This is a genomic window from Lactobacillus sp. HBUAS51381 (assembly GCF_012641095.1).
Taxonomy (GTDB): Bacteria; Bacillota; Bacilli; order Lactobacillales; family Lactobacillaceae; genus Levilactobacillus.
In genome coordinates this window covers 1-15402 of sequence record NZ_JAAVSC010000046.1, presented here as the reverse complement: position 1 = coordinate 15402, position 15402 = coordinate 1, and the positions used below count along the sequence as shown (strand labels likewise).

Sequence of the window (15402 nt, the reverse complement as noted above, 5' to 3'; positions counted from 1 at the left end):
CCTTTTTTATACACTTTTTTTACTCTACACAGTATACAAAAATATCCGTTGCCAGTAATCAATTAAATTGATTACCAACAACAGATATTTTAGAACCGGGATTATTGCCAACGGGTTATTCGGCCGTTTCTTTAAATGAAATGCTGAAAAAGAGGATTGGCTCACGCTAACGTTACACGTGAATCAATCCTCTTTTTAGACGTGTGCTTGGTGTTGCAGTGCCGTCATGGTGGCCGTTTGGAAGGTGGCAATCAAGTCGTGAATCTCGGTCAGTGATTCCATCTGACCGCTGAGAAACCAGGTGCGCCAAATGCCGTAAACACCGGCGGTCATGAACTGAGTCCAGTATTTTTGCTGGGTGGCCGTTGCGCCATCCCAAGTCATTGTAACGGCGTAGAAGCGTTGCATGTTCTGGTCGAAGATCTGATGAAAGACATCCTCGAAGCCCCGATCTACGGAAAGTCTGAGTGTAGGTCCCAGGTCCGTAAAGAAGGTGCCGAGGGCGTCCAGCTTTTGAGCCTGCGGCACGTGAGCCAGGATATCATCAAATTGTGCGGTGATAATGGGGGTAAAGTGGGCCGTTAAGATGTCGGCCAATGTGGTGAAATTTCGGTAGAACGCCATTCGGCTGACCCCGGCGCGCTTGACCACCGCTGTCACGGTTAGATCAGTGAGGTCCTTGGTTTCTAAGAGTTGTAGTAGAGCGGTTGCCAGATAATTTTGGGAGTCCTGTTTGATTGTTTGTGCGTGAGTTGTCGCTGCCATAACACTTGCTCCATTCTGTCAGAGATGCCCGTGATTTGCTTGAATCTGGATGGTTCCCATTGTATGCTACTTTCACAGACGTTACAAGTGAAACGAAAGCGAGTGTGAATCAATAATGAAAAAGCAATTAGTCGTGGTTACCGGTGGCAGTGGATTTATTGCCGTAAATATTATCTTACAGTTGTTGCAACAGGGGTTTGCCGTCCGGACGACGGTGCGGTCGCTACGGAAAACGGCCTTGATCAAGGAGATGCTGACAAACGGTGGTCTCACGGATTTTCGCGATTTAACCTTTGCTGAGGCTGACTTGACCAGTGATCAGCACTGGGCCGAGACGCTACAGGGGGCCACCTATGCGATTCACGTGGCCTCACCTACGCCCAACCGGGTATTTAAGGATGAAAATGAGATGATCCAGCCGGCCGTGAATGGCGTCTTACGGGTCTTGAAAGCCGCCCGCGATGCTGGCGTCAAACGCGTGGTCTTGACCTCGGCCTATGGTGCGGTCTTTGCTGGGCATAAAAAGCGGACGACACCGTATACCGAGGCCGATTGGTCGGATGTGACGGTCAAAAAGGTTCACGCGTATCAGAAGTCTAAGACCCTAGCGGAACGGGCCGCTTGGCGGTTCATTCGAGAAGAAGGCCATGGCATGGAATTGGCCGCCGTCAATCCGGTGGGGGTCATGGGGCCGGTCTTGGCCAGTGACTATTCGCACTCCAATGTTCAGATCCGACAACTCCTAGAGGGGCAGCTACGGGCAGTCCCGAATGTGGATTCTGGGTACGTGGATGTCCGCGACGTCGTCAGTCTTCACATCTTGGCCATGACGCGTCCGCAGGCGGCTGGGGAGCGGTTCCTGGCGACGACCGGGGAAACCCTGTCGATGCTGGACGTGGCCAATATCTTGCGGACGGCCTTTCCCCAGTTTGCGGCCCAGCTACCCACGAAAACCATTCCCAATGGCGTGATCAAGGTCGCGGCTCTGGTGAAGCCGGAGCTGAAGATGATTGCCTCCATCGTGGGGGAATACGCGGGGACGAGCAATGCTAAGGCGGTTCGGCTGTTGGACTGGCACCCGCGTTCGGCGAAGGTCGCGATTATCGCGACGGCCCAGTCGATGCTGGATCTGGGGATTGTCAAGGCGCCGGATGCTAGTGAAGAAAAAGTGGATTAAGTCGTCTAAACGCAGCCTGACTAACGGTAAAAATTAGTCAGGCTGTTTTTATAATTCGATTTATAATAGAATACAATAAAAATAATTTACATTTATAATGGTCTCTTGGTGTGATTATCTGGTATACTGAAACCAGAAAAAAGTAAATCGGTATTTTGACCAGATTAATTGGTGACAACTAGGGCGTGATTGGTCTGATAAGGCCTGGGAGATTTAGATAGTAGGGTGAGTATCAGGTCAGCAGAAAAGCGAGTGAATGATAAACTTGCTTATCATCTAATCCGGTTAAAGATTGGCTGTGATGGATAGGATGTTGTGTACACGGAAAGGATTGTAGAAGGAGGCATTTGTCATGGTAGTGGGGAGGATGGCTCGGCTACTTAGTACGTTGCTGGCTATCTTAGTGATGGTAGGAATCTATTTTCAAATTGACCAGCCACGCAATGTTGCACGAGCGGCTACGGTTCAGACAATGCAGACGCCTAGTCCGGCCCCAGTTGGGGCACTGGGGTTGTACTTGAACACGGGGTTCAATTTACAACCGGCGGATAGTTATACATTTGTTGGGCATAAAAAGATACTGACTACCTCAGTTGTTCGCTCGGTGGCTGAGAGCCTTATTATCTGGCCCCCTGCCAAGATACAATGGTTCCAACAGTCAGATGATATGATCAGTGCGACAAAAATTGATGGAGCGACGAGTGCGGACTTGACGGTTACACCACAGAAACAGGGTACCGTATATTATCAGCAGCAGTATCATTATTTGGGATGGATAAAACCACAAGATAGGTATTCACGAATTGCGAAGTTGACAACGTCTCCTGATCCGGTTGCCGCTGAAAGTCTTGCTGTAAGGACTGACAATGGCTATCTCTACAATAACCAAAAAGATGCGCAGCAAACCTACGTCCACGCCACGCCGACACCGGTCGATGCCACTGGTGACCTGACCTGGTCGAGTTCAGATCCGAGCTTGGCGACGGTTTCTAAAACAACTGGGGAAGTGACCGCGAATAACAGTGGTAAGGCCGGAATCGTCAAGATAACAGGGACGATGACTAATCCCGATGGAAAAGCTTCTGTTTCGGCTGAGACATCGATCACAATTGGGGGTGGATTAGATTCACAAACGGTGGATGAGGGCCAACCGGCAACGTTTAAGATTTTAGGAAAGCTTGATCAGACTCCGGATCAAGTGGTTTGGCATCGCGTGGATAGTGCTGGAAAGGATACGGTCGTTAGTGATCAGACGGCTATCACCTATACAGTCCCACCAACGACGTTAAAGGATAATCAAAACCAGTACTATGCCAACATTAAAGTTAAGTCTGAAGATAAGGAAAAGGAAATTACAACCAATCGTGCAAGGTTGAATGTTAAGTTAAGCACTGCCCCAAATGTTAGCATTGTCAATACAATCGATAATTTGAGTAATTACTTTGCTCTTTCGTCACCAGCATCTACTGGTAGCGTTAACTTTCGTTCTGGCGAAGAGTGTCAGGTTGTTGGAACAATAAGTGATCGGAATATGGCCTCCAAGCTTAGTAAGGGTGATTTTACCATTACGTTGCCGCAGGGTGTAAGTGAGGTAGCCATCAAGGTCGATGACCAGGCAGTTTCTTATGATGTTAAGTCCAATGATACGGATAACACGTATTCAGTCAGTGGACAGAGTCTTAGGGATAAGAAGCCACATATAGTTGAGGCGACCTTTACACTGTCAAATCTGGCTAAAGGACGTTACGCAACGGGGTTTAAGTTATCAGGTTACGATGATCAGAGTCCTAGCCAGTCAGTGGGGACTTTCAGTGGCAACGAGGTAACGATGAATCTTACGGATGGGAAGATTGATGCTACGGCGAATAATGTCGACTTTGGTCGGTTAACGAGTGATAACCTCGGTCAAGAATTGTCGGGAAAAGTCGTCGGAGGTGGCGAGTTGTTGGATGTTACGGATAACCGAGAACATAAGTCGGAGACGCATGTTGCGTTACGTCAAGTTACGCCATTAAGAAATGGTCAAAGAGATTTAGACGCGGAGATGAGCTTTAACCCCGGGAATGGCGAGAAACTAAAGACATTGTCGACCAAAGATCAAGATGTTCTAACGACCAAGGAAGGTGAATCGTTGCCCTCAATTGGCTCAGCACAGGGCCAAGGATTAATGCTAAAAGTGACCGCTGGCGACGTCCAACCAGGGACGTACACAACCCAATTAATTTGGAGTATTGTAACGGGACCATAAGTTGTTTCATGTGAAACAAAATAGCGCTGATTAAATGAATACTCGCGAAGTGTGAATGGTGATTTAGATCGAGAAAATCTCAGCATTTCGTTAATCTTGATGGAGATAGTATAATGATTAAGAATGACGGTTGTTGAAATTAGACAGCTATTGTTGCACACAAGATTTAACGATATAAATGAGCTATTCAAAGGAGTAAATCAACCATGAAGCACATCGTAGCGGGCATTGTGGCCCACGTTGATGCCGGGAAAACAACGTTGTCGGAAGCCTTGTTGTACCAGTCGGGCGCTCTGCGGCAATTGGGCCGGGTCGATAACGGCGATGCTTTTCTCGATCCTGACGACCTGGAAAAGCAGCGGGGCATTACCATTTTTTCTCATCAAGCGAGTTTACAACACGGCGATCTGCAACTAACGTTATTGGATACGCCGGGCCACGTGGACTTTGCGGCCCAAACGGAACAGGTATTGAGTGTCTTGGATTATGCGATTCTGGTCGTGTCAGCAACGGATGGCATTCAGGGCTATACACGAACGTTGTGGCGGTTGCTACAACACTACGAAGTCCCCACGTTTATTTTTGTGAATAAAATGGACGCGGATACGGCCAATCGGGAGCAGGTGTTGGCACAACTCCAACAGGTATTCTCACCAGGATGCCTGGCATTTAACGACGCTGAAACCGCAGATGGTGACATTCCGGCTGCGGTCTATGAGGATCTGGCGATGCAAGACGATACGGTGCTTGAAGACTTTTTGGAGAGTGGCACGGTTGCCGATGATACGGTGCGTCAAATGATTCAGGCGCGGCAGGTCTTCCCCTGTTATTTCGGTGCGGCTCTAAAACTGGACGGTATTGAGAGCCTGCTGGCAGGACTCGATCAGTGGACGAAAGCGACCACCTATCCGACAACGTTCGGTGCGAAAGTCTTTAAAATCTCTCACGACGATAAGGGCGAGCGCTTGACCTGGCTACGGCTGACCGGCGGTGTCTTAGCCAATAAAGATCTCATTCTCGACGACCAAAAGGTAAATCAACTGCGGGTCTATGATGGGGCCAAATTTGCGATTTCACCTAAAGTCGTCGCCGGTGAAGTCTGTGCGATTCCCAATCTGACGGGAACCCATCCGGGACAAGGGCTGGGGGACCAAGCTGCGGCTCGCACACCGGAGATTCAGCCGGTGCTGAACTATACACTGGATCTCAAGGGCAATGATCTTCACAAGTGCCTGACAATCTTACGGCAGTTAGAGGATGAAGACCCGCAGCTACACGTGACGTGGTCGAGCCACTTACAGGAGATTCGCGTTCAGATCATGGGGTCAGTTCAGCTGGAAATTTTCCAGCAAATCCTGCGTGAACGCTTTAACCTTGATGTTGATTTTGGGGCAGGGAGCATCCTGTATAAGGAGACTTTGACGCAAGCGGTCGAAGGTGTTGGTCATTTTGAACCTTTGCGGCACTACGCAGAAGTCCACTTGCTCATGCAACCGATGCCGCGTGGTAGTGGCGTGAGCTTTGCGGCCGACTGTGATCTGGAGATTCTCGGGAAAAATTGGCAACATCAGGTGTTAACCAGTCTGCGAGCCAAGGAACATTTGGGCGTCTTGACGGGGGCTCCATTGACGGACGTTAAAATCACGTTGGTTACCGGTCGCGCCAGCATCGTGCATTCGGTCGGCGGCGACTTTCGTGAGGCAACTTGGCGGGCGGTGCGACAAGGATTGATGATGGCACAAACCCAGGGCCACGCCGAACTGTTGGAGCCGTGGTATCGGTTCCGGCTAGAAGTTGGTCAGGATCAGGTCGGCCGGGCCATGACCGATATTCAGCGGATGCAGGGAAGTTTTGAAACGCCAGCGGCGACACCGACTGCGGCAGGTATGACCGTTTTAACGGGCACGGCGCCAGTCAGTGAAATGCAGGATTACGTGCAGGAAGTTAACGCGTATACGCACGGGCAGGGACAGTTGGAATGCCTAATTGACGGCTATCGTCCCTGCCACAACGCCGACGCCGTGATTGCAACCGCGGATTACGATCCAGTCGGTGACCTGGACAATACGCCGGGGTCCGTCTTCTGTGCACACGGTGCTGGGTATCCCGTGCATTGGGATGACGTTCCGGGAATGGCACATGTGGACTATGTGTATTCGGCGGATGAGTTGGCGAAGTTGACGGCCGCTGATCAGAAATAGAAAATTTGAATGAGCAAGTTGCCGGAGTACGTTAAAGTTCTTGACGGGCGACTTGCTTTTAAAATGCACAGATAATTAATTGTAAGCGCTTGACATTTTTAAAAGTTAGCATATTATGTACTTGAGTACTCAAGTAGTCGAATTTAAGGAATGATAAAAATGGCCATTGATAAACGTAAACGAAATCGAAGTGTTCGCGCACAAATCGTAGCGGACATTCAGAGTAATATTTTAAAGAACATGAAGACCGGTGATAAATTACCATCAGAAGCAGACTACGCAGAACAATATGAAGTGACGCGGTCGACGATTCAGAAAGCATTAAAGGACTTGGAAGATTTACAAATGATTGATCGCGTTCAGGGAAAAGGGAGCTTCGTAAAGCTTAAGAATCCCAAAATTGATATGTTTAATTTCAAAGGATTCTCTGACTATGCCCTGCAAATGGGCGCTGAACCCGTGACTAAGGTACTAAGAAAAGAAATTAAAGATAACCAAGAAATGGTTCTACAACGGTTACGGGGAATTAAAACTGGTGGGAATACAATTCAGTTAACACTTGATGAATCACACTTAAATCTCGATACTTTTCCTGGGCTTGATCAATATGATTTTGCCGAGCAGTCACTTTATCAAACGTTGCGAGAGAAATTCAAGGTTTACCCGGCAACGGCTAATTTATTGGTTTCGCCGATTATGCCGACTACCGAACAGGCAACGCTCTTAGAAGTGGATAAACAGCAGCCCTTATTACAAGTTACGGGTCAGGTCAGAACCAGCGAAAATGATCTTGTTGAAACCATTAAAGTTATTTATAGCGATCAGTCGAATTTTAAATTTGTTGTTGGGGTCTAAAGAGAAAGGGAAGTTTTGCAATGAAACGAAATAAAGATAAAGTATTGGGAACTATTTATGGGCAAGCCATTGGCGATGCCATGGGGATGCCCTCCGAATTATGGCCAGTTGAAACGATTCGGCGACAATTCGGCGGCCTCATCACTAAATTTTTGGATGGGCCACAAAATAACGATATTGCTTTGAACTTTACTAAGGGACAGTACACGGATGATACCAATCAAGCCTTAGCCATTCTGGATTCATTGATTGAGACCGATTGGCAACCAGATCAAAAGAACCTGGTTAAGCACGTCATGGCCTGGGCCGATGCGGTCGGCGCTTGGGACAATAATATTCTTGGTCCTAGCAGCAAGGCGGCCTTAAAAGCCATTAAAGAAGGTAAGGATCCAGCACCAGTGACCGCGACAGCTTTGACGAATGGCGCAGGGATGCGCATCGCACCGATTGGCACCTTATTTACACCAGACCAACTGAATGATCTCGTCAAAATGGTTTACGAGGTTAGCCGAATCACGCATTCCAGTGATGTTGCGGTTAGTGGTGCCAGCATGATTGCCGGTGCCGTTACGGCAGCAATGGCGGATTATGACTGGGATGATATCGTGACATATGCACTAAATGCAAATGATTTGGGCTATCGATTGGGTAGTCCAACCTGGGCAGCAAAAACGCATGATCGCTTGCTATTGGGGATTCGGTTGGCCCATGAATTTAGCGATGATGAAGTTAAATTCAGCCAGGCGATTTATGAAGTGGTAGGCACGGGAACCATGATTTCGGAGAGTATTCCGGCGGCTTTAGCCATTGCTTACTACGCTAGGGATGTTAAAAAATGTGCGCTACTCTGTGCCAATCTAGGTGGAGATACAGATACTATCGGAGCCATGGCGACCGCGATTTGCGGGGCTAAGAATGGACTGTCCGCAATCGACCCCGAATGGATTGAAACGATTGATCAGGAAAATCCGCAGCATGATATTCCGGCATACGCTGACCATATTTTAAAGTTTAAGACGAACTAGTCTCGGGAGGACTGTCATTATGAATGATGAAATCGTAAAAATTTCTGATGCCGATAAAACATTAACGCCAGGAAAAATATTTTATAATTGGTTTGCTGCTAATATTGGTATTATGGGATTTGTTTACGGCGCCATGATTGTTTCTTATCATTTGTCGTTTGTTCAAGCAATTTTTGCTGCCTTATTTGGGGCGCTGTCCTTCTTAGTTCCCGGATGGGTCGCTATGATTGGACAACGGGAAGGGATTACGACATTTAAGTTAAGTCGAGCCGCTTATGGGACGCACGGAAATAAAATTCCGAATGCTATTGCTTGGGTGAACATGGTCGGTTGGCTATCCGTTAATGTTATTACAGGGACCATGCTTCTAATTTCGATGTATGGCGTGTTGAATATTCCTAAAAATACCCTGACTCGCGCTGTGGCGTTGGTTATCTTTGGTGGCTTAGTTATTCTTTCAGGTCTGTTAAAAGAAGCAACTTTGGCTAAAATTCAGACGTGGTTAAGCTATATCTTTGGTGCACTGACGGTTGTTATCTTGATTTTATTCCTGATGAAAGCAGATTGGCATGCGGCATTTACATTGCCTAGTGGGAGCTGGATTAGTGGCTTCTTGCCAGCTGTTAGTATTGTCGCAGCAGGATCGGGAATTTCCTGGTCAATGGCGGCTGCCGACTGGGGAGCCTATGTGAAGCCGACAACGCGGCCATCGAAGACCTTTTGGGGAACAGCTATGGGAGGCGCTGCACCATTATTTATTCTAATGGCTGGTGGGATCCTATTGAGTACCATCGAACCTTCTTTGGCAACAACGGGTAATCCGTTCGATGTTATGTATTCAGCTTTGCCAAGCTGGATTGGAGTTATTTATTTCTTAGTTGCCGCCGGAGGGTTAATCCCACAGTGTATTGTTTCCCTGCGGTCTGCACGAATTAACTTGTCTACGATGGGAATTCAAGTTTCACAACGGACGTCATTAGTGATTCATGGGGCCATTGTGATTCTGATTCCAGTTTATGTTTTGTTTATTTCAGGAAATTTCCTGTCAAACTTTGAATTGTTCTTAAATTTCCTAGGGATCTGTTTAGCAAGCTGGGTTGCCATCTTCTTGTGTGACAGTGCAATGTTCAGAGGTCATGGTTACGATTTGAATTTAATGAAACCGGATTCAAAAACACGTTATAATTGGGGTGGTATCATTTCATGGGTAATTGCTACTGCTACTGGCTTCATGTTCACGAATAATGCCATTTGGAATGGACCATTTGCCCACGGTATCTTTAGAGATAACAGCTTGGGTGTCTTTATCTCCGCAATCGTCGCAATCATTTGCATGTTTATTGTGAAAGGCATGAGCCATTCACAGACTGTTGAGGAGGCTAAGTCATGAGTAAAGCCTTAGTTTTAGGTGCTGCTTTTGTTGACGTTGTCATTAATGTTCCGCGCTTACCATTCTCTGGTGGGGATGTGACAGGTGAACTCAAGTCATATCATGTCGGAGGTTCTGCGTTTAATGTCTATGGCGCAATTCGCCATTCAAGCCAAGCTGCTAAGCTTTTTGTCCCGGTTGGTGTGGGTCAATATGCTGACCGAGTACGTAAACATTTGCTGGATAAAAAAATTCCTTTAAGCCTACCGGTAAGTGGTGCGGATAATGGTTGGGATCTTTCCTTAGTGGAGCCAGATGGTGAACGGAGTTTCTTGACAATTGACGGGATTGAGCAGCAATGGGATAGCAGTTGGTTTGATCGGATCAATATGTCCGATTATCATTATATTTATGTTAGTGGTTATGAACTGGAAAATTCGCAATCGGCTCAGGTTATCTTGAATGCATTGAACCATAAGTCTGAAAATACTTATGTGTTATTTGATACATCGCCACGAATTGGGCAGATTTCAGCTCATGTCCTAAAGCAAATTCTGACTGATCACGTCATCGTTCATTGTAATGCAGATGAGGTTAACCAAGTTATGCCAGAGGGCGAGTCGTTAACAGCTAAAGCGCAACGGATTTATAGTCTAACGCATAGCCCGGTAATTGTGACACTGGGTGGCCAGGGGACTTATTACTATGATGGTCAAGTAGAAGAAACGATATCTGCGGAGAAAGTGACGGTTATCAATACCATTGGCGCGGGGGACACGCATTGTGGCGGAATTATTGCGGGACTGATGGCAGGGATGTCGTTACGAAAGTCCCTTGAACAGGCCAATCGTCTATCCGCTCAAGTTGTTCAGCAGGAAAGCGGCAGTCTCTACTAAGTAACGAATAAAATTTTAAATAATCTCCTAAACGACGTGATTTATCCCAAAAAATCACGTCGTTTTTAACCCTAGCGCCACCATCTGTCACCCGCTAACTGTATAATCAGAATTGGCGTTGTGGGGCAAATGTCCCACGCCAAATACAGGAAAGTAGGGGATGTCATGTTTAAAAAATTACTAGGATTAAGCGCACTGCTGGCTGTAGGGGTCGTGGGAGGCCTGATGGGACCCGCACAACCAGCCGCTGCGCGCTCACCCAAGACACTGCAGGGGATGACGTACACCCATACCACGCCACTGCGCTCACGGGGGATCTGGTACAATTGGGATAAGGAAGTTGGTGCGACTAAGATCGTTGTCAAAAAGCATCAGGTTAAGTGGTATTACCACTTTCACAAGCAAGGCAAGTGGCGTCACCAACAGACCTTAACGGGCAAAAAGCTCTACGTTTACCATCAGACGTTGAAGCATAAGAAAATGTTTGGGTTCTATGCGGCCTATGAGGATGACTTTAACTTCTTCTACACCGGGACTCAGAAGATTAAAGGAAAGCACGTCAAATACCTCTCCTCGGCTGGAATTTACACATACTATCACAGCTGGAAATATGCGGTACGCTAAAGTCAGTTGTTTCATGTGAAACACCGGTCCGTGACGTGTGCTATACTGAGGCCATCTTAGGGATTTGCAGGCGATACCTAGGCCAACATTGCCGTCGATGGAAAGGATTATTATGCGTATCAACGTCTTACAACACACACCTAATGAGGGGCCCGGGACCATTGCGGATTGGGCCCGGCAACATGGGCATGCAATGTATACGTATCATCCCTATCAGTTCGGTCACTTACCGACTGCGGCCGAGACGGATCTCTTAGTGATTTTGGGTGGTCCCATGAGTCCCAACGATGACCAACCCTGGATCAAACAGGAACGGGCCCTCATTCGCGAGTTATTAGCCCGCAATACCCCGATATTTAGTGCCTGTTTCGGCGCGCAACAGATCACCAAGACGCTGGGTTATCCCGTGCTCAAGGCACCTGCTAAAGAGGTGGGGTGGGCACCGGTTTACCGGCAGAGTGAGGTAATCCCGGGCTTACCGGCCCAGCTAAACGTGCTGCACTGGCATGAGGAAATGTTTACACTCCCACCAGAGGCGCAGCTACTGTTTTCCAGCGACCGCGTCACGAACCAGGGCTTTGTCCTGAACCATCGGGTCGTGGGACTCCAATTTCATTTTGAACCGGCAGCCGATAACGTCCGTGAAATGGTGGTTAATGATTTTCCCTATATTGACGGGTCCGCGCTACACCAAACGGCAACAGACATCTTAGCCGTGTCGGTGCCGGCGGAGAATCAGCAGGCGATGTTTCGGATTCTAGATTTTATCACCGCTTAAGTCGCCAAATAACTGCGATTAAGCGGCATCATGTGGATTTTTAAAGCAGGTAGCTTGGTCAAATCACCAAGTTACCTGCTTTTATTAATATTATTATTAATAGTAAAACAACGATTATTAATCCAGCTTCAGTGAGAAAGTGCTGTTACAACGTTTTACCTTTTTCTCTTGCTCTCCGGCCGGCACTCCTGTAAACTGACAATTACACAAATTATGCAATCGTTTTAACGTAAAAGGGGTCGCTCATGAAAATTAGTAAAAAAGTTTGGTTCGACGCGATTGGCGTGGGACTGTTCACACTGGTCTATAGCTTGATTATGGGGAGTTGGTCCCTGTGGATGGGGTCCGCCGCCTTTATTGCGGTCTCCTATTTCTTTGGTGCCGGCTTTCCCAAGGATAAGCTCTGGAATATTCTGATTAGTTTTGCTCTGGGCATTGTTTGGGGTCTGATTGCCTTTCGTCTCCTACAGATTCCCAGCATTGCGCCGCTGTGGCCGAGTGCGTTGATGTTTGGGGTAATGACCTTCATCGTTCTCTTCCTGCAAGGGACCATCATGAAATTTACCATTGTGCCGGCCTGGCTGATTGCTTGGGGGACCACGATGCTGATCATTACCAACATCACCGTGCACAACTGGTCACTGTTTGTCGTCCAACTCTATGGCTCGATGTTGCTGGGAATCTTCGTGATTGGTTATGCGTCGGACGTTTTCAACCGCATCATGTTCCGCCTATTCCCGGAAAAGACCACAGAATCGACCGAAACGCTAGTCGACGATGAACAGGGTTAATTGCTAAGGGGCCACCCGTAAAATGGGGGGCTCTTTTATTTTGGCGTTCTGTTGTTTTCGCCGACTTTTTGCTAAGCTGGAAGAGAGGTGATTCGATGCAAATTCAAGAAGGATTCATGCCGTTTCAAAACTACCGAACCTACTACCGCGTCGTGGGCGATTTAAATAATGGGCAAACGCCGTTGTTGCTGCTTCACGGCGGTCCCGGGTCGACCCACAATTATTTCGAAGCCTTCGATGAACTGACCGCGCAGACCGGCCGGCCAGTCGTCATGTACGATCAGCTTGGCTGCGGTCGCTCGGATATGCCGGACGACCCGCAACTTTGGCGCGCACAGACCTGGGTAGCCGAATTACAAGCCTTACGGAATTATCTTGGCCTTACCAAAATTCACCTGTTGGGGCAATCCTGGGGTGGGATGCTGGCCATCATTTATCTATGTGATCATCAACCGCAAGGGATTCAGAGCCTAACGCTGGCCAGCACGCTGTCGTCTGCGCGATTATGGGCGCAGGAACAGCATCGCATGATTGGCTTCATGAGTGCTGCGGATCAAGCCGCCATCGTGCAGGCCGAACGCAGTGGGGACTTCACGACGCCAGCCTACCTGACGGCCAATCAACATTTCATGACGCGGCACGCCGCCGGACCCGTGACGGCAGCATCTCCCGAGTTTTTACGTCGGCCTAAACGGCAGGGCGTCGTGGCCTACAAAACGGCTTGGGGTCCTAACGAGTATTTCCCCACGGGGACGCTCAAAGATTATGAATACACGAGCAAGTTGACGCGGATCACCACGCCCACGCTAGTGACCAGTGGCGTCAATGATCTCTGCACGCCGCTAATCGCCAAGACCATGGTCGATCACCTCCCGCACGCCGAGTGGACCTTGTTTGCCCACAGCCGGCACATGGCCTTTATCGAGGAACCCGCCGCCTACTTGACCCGGATCACAGCGTGGTTACGGCAGAACGAGCGTTAATCTCGGGTGAAAGGAGCGTCATTCAAATAGCAAGCTAAAAACGTCCCCAACAACGGTGATCCGTTAGTCGAGGACGTTTCGTTTGATCTTAGAGTTCGTTAGCATTGGCCATCATCTGCGTCATGACGCGATCGAGCGTGTCGAGATCGGCCTGTGGAATGTTGGCCGTCACGCGTTCGCGAAAGGCTTCGGCAAGCGGGATACTCTCGTTTAAGAGGTCCTGACCACTTGCCGTCAGGGTTAGCAGGCGGGCCCGGTGGTCGTTGGTATTCACGGCAATCGAGATGAGCGCCGCTGAGCTGAGCTGGTTGACGATTTTCACCATGCTGGGCCCGGTAATGCCGACCAGTTCGGCCAGGTCGCGCTGGTTGATCTGATGTTGCTGATCGATGTAGTAGAGGGCCATCCAAGCGCTTCGGTTGAGGCCCATGGGTGCCATGGCATCGTTGAATTTGCTGGCAAAAAGCTTGCTACTACGAGACGTAATGCACATGATACAGCTGTCTAAGTCGAATTGGGATGTTGTCATTGCGGTCACCGCCCTTGGATGGATTAGATACTTTATTATACCATGCTTCGGTCTAAAAATAGATAGTTAGCTAACTATTGACTTTGCTCAGTTATTCCTTATAATGAAGTTGTAAGCGCTTAACAAAAAGATATAGGGGGCGACACTAATGGAAAGATATCAGGCAACGGCGAGAAAAACACCGTCGAGTCTACAAGTTGACGTCCATTCTCGTGGCGTACACACCACCATCGATGAACCGACAAGTTTGGGTGGGACGAATACGGGGATGAATCCAGTGGAATTGGTTTTGAGTGCCCTGGGAACGTCCTTACAAGAAACAGCAGCGAGATTAGCATCAGAAAACAAGTTCAATTATGAGCAAATGGCGGTGTCTCTCGAAGGCGATTTGGACGCCGCAGGGTTTATGGGCGATCCGGATATTCGCAATGGCTTTCAGGAGATTCGCTATCGGTTAGAATTCAAGACGCAAGCCTCTCAAGCGGAATGTAGCGAGTTTGCGGACTTAGTTGCCGCCAACTGTCCAGTTGAGGACATGTTGAAGAACGGCGTGAACGTTGTCTTGGATCAAGTCGAAATCATTTAAAAGGAGGTCGTCAACATGACCATGGAGACATTTAAAGCGCGCGTAACGACGACTGATCGGCCGAATGAATATCAGGCAGCCGTACGGGATTTTACCATCAGGTTAGCGCCGGATTCACCAGCCGCTACGAGTTCACACGAGGCTGTCTTACAGGCACTGGGCGCCTGTGAAGCCATCGTGATGGCGTCCTTCAATAAACAACAAGACTTTACCTATCGGGACGTTTACTACACCTTGGAGGGAACGAAGCCAGCGGATGTAAAACGGCCAGGCTTCGATCGCATCGGGGTTGCGGTGCACCTGAATACCGATGAGCCGAAACATAAATGCCAGGACTTCATGACGTTTACCGAAAATACCTGCCCGGTCATGGACAATTTAACCCATACGGTTCCGGTCAAACGGACGGGAATTGCCGTGAAGGCCTAATTTAATCAGAAAATGTCAAAAACGATGCGCCTGAATGACGCACCGTTTTTTTGTTGTGCGCCCGGCATGGGCGCTAACTAGGCGGTGAAAATCCGCTGTGGGCCGTAGTAGTCGGAACCACGAGCCGAAGGCAAAGGTGTCCATCG

Annotated in this window: 15 protein-coding genes; 13 read left to right on the top strand and 2 right to left on the bottom strand. The window is 48.5% G+C overall.

Annotated features, from left to right (window positions below; translation table 11 throughout):
• Window positions 1-195: 195 nt before the first annotated feature.
• Window positions 196-765, bottom strand: coding sequence for a TetR/AcrR family transcriptional regulator (locus HEQ50_RS11715; RefSeq protein WP_168900685.1), 570 nt, complete (start codon window positions 763-765; stop codon window positions 196-198).
• Window positions 766-880: 115 nt separating this feature from the next.
• Between HEQ50_RS11715 and HEQ50_RS11710 the strand changes: the two genes are divergently transcribed.
• The 11 genes from HEQ50_RS11710 to pepI all read left to right on the top strand — a co-directional run bounded on the left by HEQ50_RS11710 (window position 881) and on the right by pepI (window position 13712).
• The gene (locus tag HEQ50_RS11710) at window positions 881-1942 is read left to right on the top strand and encodes an aldehyde reductase (RefSeq protein ID WP_168900684.1); all 1062 of its coding nucleotides are present in this window, start codon (window positions 881-883) and stop codon (window positions 1940-1942) included.
• A 352-nt stretch (window positions 1943-2294) separates the two neighbouring features.
• On the top strand, window positions 2295-4190 hold the full coding sequence (locus tag HEQ50_RS11705; protein WP_168900683.1) for an Ig-like domain-containing protein: 1896 nt from the start codon (window positions 2295-2297) through the stop codon (window positions 4188-4190).
• Between the two features lie 206 nt (window positions 4191-4396).
• Complete coding sequence (locus HEQ50_RS11700) at window positions 4397-6391, top strand: translation factor GTPase family protein (protein ID WP_168900682.1); 1995 nt, start codon at window positions 4397-4399, stop codon at window positions 6389-6391.
• 159 nt (window positions 6392-6550) lie between these two features.
• The gene (locus HEQ50_RS11695; RefSeq protein ID WP_168900681.1) at window positions 6551-7246 is read left to right on the top strand and encodes a GntR family transcriptional regulator; all 696 of its coding nucleotides are present in this window, start codon (window positions 6551-6553) and stop codon (window positions 7244-7246) included.
• Between the two features lie 20 nt (window positions 7247-7266).
• Entirely contained in the window at window positions 7267-8271 is a 1005-nt protein-coding gene (locus tag HEQ50_RS11690) for an ADP-ribosylglycohydrolase family protein (RefSeq protein WP_168900680.1), read from the top strand.
• A gap of 19 nt (window positions 8272-8290) precedes the next feature.
• A complete protein-coding gene (locus HEQ50_RS11685) occupies window positions 8291-9661 on the top strand; it encodes a cytosine permease (RefSeq protein WP_168900679.1) in 1371 nt (456 codons plus the stop codon).
• A complete protein-coding gene (locus HEQ50_RS11680) occupies window positions 9658-10536 on the top strand; it encodes a PfkB family carbohydrate kinase (protein WP_168900678.1) in 879 nt (292 codons plus the stop codon). Before HEQ50_RS11685 ends, HEQ50_RS11680 begins: the two co-directional genes overlap by 4 nt.
• A 165-nt stretch (window positions 10537-10701) precedes the next feature.
• Window positions 10702-11160, top strand: a complete 459-nt coding sequence (locus tag HEQ50_RS11675) for a hypothetical protein (protein ID WP_168900677.1) — start codon at window positions 10702-10704, stop codon at window positions 11158-11160.
• A 112-nt stretch (window positions 11161-11272) separates the two neighbouring features.
• Window positions 11273-11938 carry a type 1 glutamine amidotransferase gene (locus HEQ50_RS11670; RefSeq protein WP_168900676.1) on the top strand — a complete coding sequence of 222 codons (666 nt, stop codon included), beginning with the start codon at window positions 11273-11275 and terminating at the stop codon, window positions 11936-11938.
• A 245-nt stretch (window positions 11939-12183) separates the two neighbouring features.
• Window positions 12184-12729 carry a DUF1097 domain-containing protein gene (locus tag HEQ50_RS11665; protein ID WP_168900675.1) on the top strand — a complete coding sequence of 182 codons (546 nt, stop codon included), beginning with the start codon at window positions 12184-12186 and terminating at the stop codon, window positions 12727-12729.
• A 95-nt stretch (window positions 12730-12824) separates the two neighbouring features.
• Window positions 12825-13712 carry a proline iminopeptidase gene (gene pepI / locus HEQ50_RS11660; RefSeq protein ID WP_168900674.1) on the top strand — a complete coding sequence of 296 codons (888 nt, stop codon included), beginning with the start codon at window positions 12825-12827 and terminating at the stop codon, window positions 13710-13712.
• A gap of 88 nt (window positions 13713-13800) precedes the next feature.
• Here the strand turns inward: pepI and HEQ50_RS11655 are convergent, their stop codons facing one another.
• Window positions 13801-14241, bottom strand: a complete 441-nt coding sequence (locus tag HEQ50_RS11655; protein ID WP_168900673.1) for a MarR family winged helix-turn-helix transcriptional regulator — start codon at window positions 14239-14241, stop codon at window positions 13801-13803.
• A gap of 148 nt (window positions 14242-14389) precedes the next feature.
• Between HEQ50_RS11655 and HEQ50_RS11650 the strand changes: the two genes are divergently transcribed.
• Complete coding sequence (locus tag HEQ50_RS11650; protein WP_168900672.1) at window positions 14390-14827, top strand: OsmC family protein; 438 nt, start codon at window positions 14390-14392, stop codon at window positions 14825-14827.
• A 15-nt stretch (window positions 14828-14842) separates the two neighbouring features.
• Complete coding sequence (locus HEQ50_RS11645) at window positions 14843-15256, top strand: OsmC family protein (RefSeq protein WP_168900671.1); 414 nt, start codon at window positions 14843-14845, stop codon at window positions 15254-15256.
• The last annotated feature ends 146 nt before the right edge of the window (window positions 15257-15402 follow it).

Bases quoted from the DNA above. Each gene is read 5' to 3' on its own strand.
- HEQ50_RS11715 (WP_168900685.1), bottom strand. From the start codon at position 765: ATGGCAGCGACAACTCACGCACAAACAATCAAACAGGACTCCCAAAAT.
- HEQ50_RS11675 (WP_168900677.1), top strand. From the start codon at position 10,702: ATGTTTAAAAAATTACTAGGATTAAGCGCACTGCTGGCTGTAGGGGTC.
- HEQ50_RS11680 (WP_168900678.1), top strand. From the start codon at position 9,658: ATGAGTAAAGCCTTAGTTTTAGGTGCTGCTTTTGTTGACGTTGTCATT.
- HEQ50_RS11655 (WP_168900673.1), bottom strand. From the start codon at position 14,241: ATGACAACATCCCAATTCGACTTAGACAGCTGTATCATGTGCATTACG.
- HEQ50_RS11700 (WP_168900682.1), top strand. From the start codon at position 4,397: ATGAAGCACATCGTAGCGGGCATTGTGGCCCACGTTGATGCCGGGAAA.
- HEQ50_RS11670 (WP_168900676.1), top strand. From the start codon at position 11,273: ATGCGTATCAACGTCTTACAACACACACCTAATGAGGGGCCCGGGACC.
- pepI (WP_168900674.1), top strand. From the start codon at position 12,825: ATGCAAATTCAAGAAGGATTCATGCCGTTTCAAAACTACCGAACCTAC.
- HEQ50_RS11665 (WP_168900675.1), top strand. From the start codon at position 12,184: ATGAAAATTAGTAAAAAAGTTTGGTTCGACGCGATTGGCGTGGGACTG.
- HEQ50_RS11645 (WP_168900671.1), top strand. From the start codon at position 14,843: ATGACCATGGAGACATTTAAAGCGCGCGTAACGACGACTGATCGGCCG.
- HEQ50_RS11695 (WP_168900681.1), top strand. From the start codon at position 6,551: ATGGCCATTGATAAACGTAAACGAAATCGAAGTGTTCGCGCACAAATC.
- HEQ50_RS11650 (WP_168900672.1), top strand. From the start codon at position 14,390: ATGGAAAGATATCAGGCAACGGCGAGAAAAACACCGTCGAGTCTACAA.
- HEQ50_RS11705 (WP_168900683.1), top strand. From the start codon at position 2,295: ATGGTAGTGGGGAGGATGGCTCGGCTACTTAGTACGTTGCTGGCTATC.
- HEQ50_RS11690 (WP_168900680.1), top strand. From the start codon at position 7,267: ATGAAACGAAATAAAGATAAAGTATTGGGAACTATTTATGGGCAAGCC.
- HEQ50_RS11685 (WP_168900679.1), top strand. From the start codon at position 8,291: ATGAATGATGAAATCGTAAAAATTTCTGATGCCGATAAAACATTAACG.
- HEQ50_RS11710 (WP_168900684.1), top strand. From the start codon at position 881: ATGAAAAAGCAATTAGTCGTGGTTACCGGTGGCAGTGGATTTATTGCC.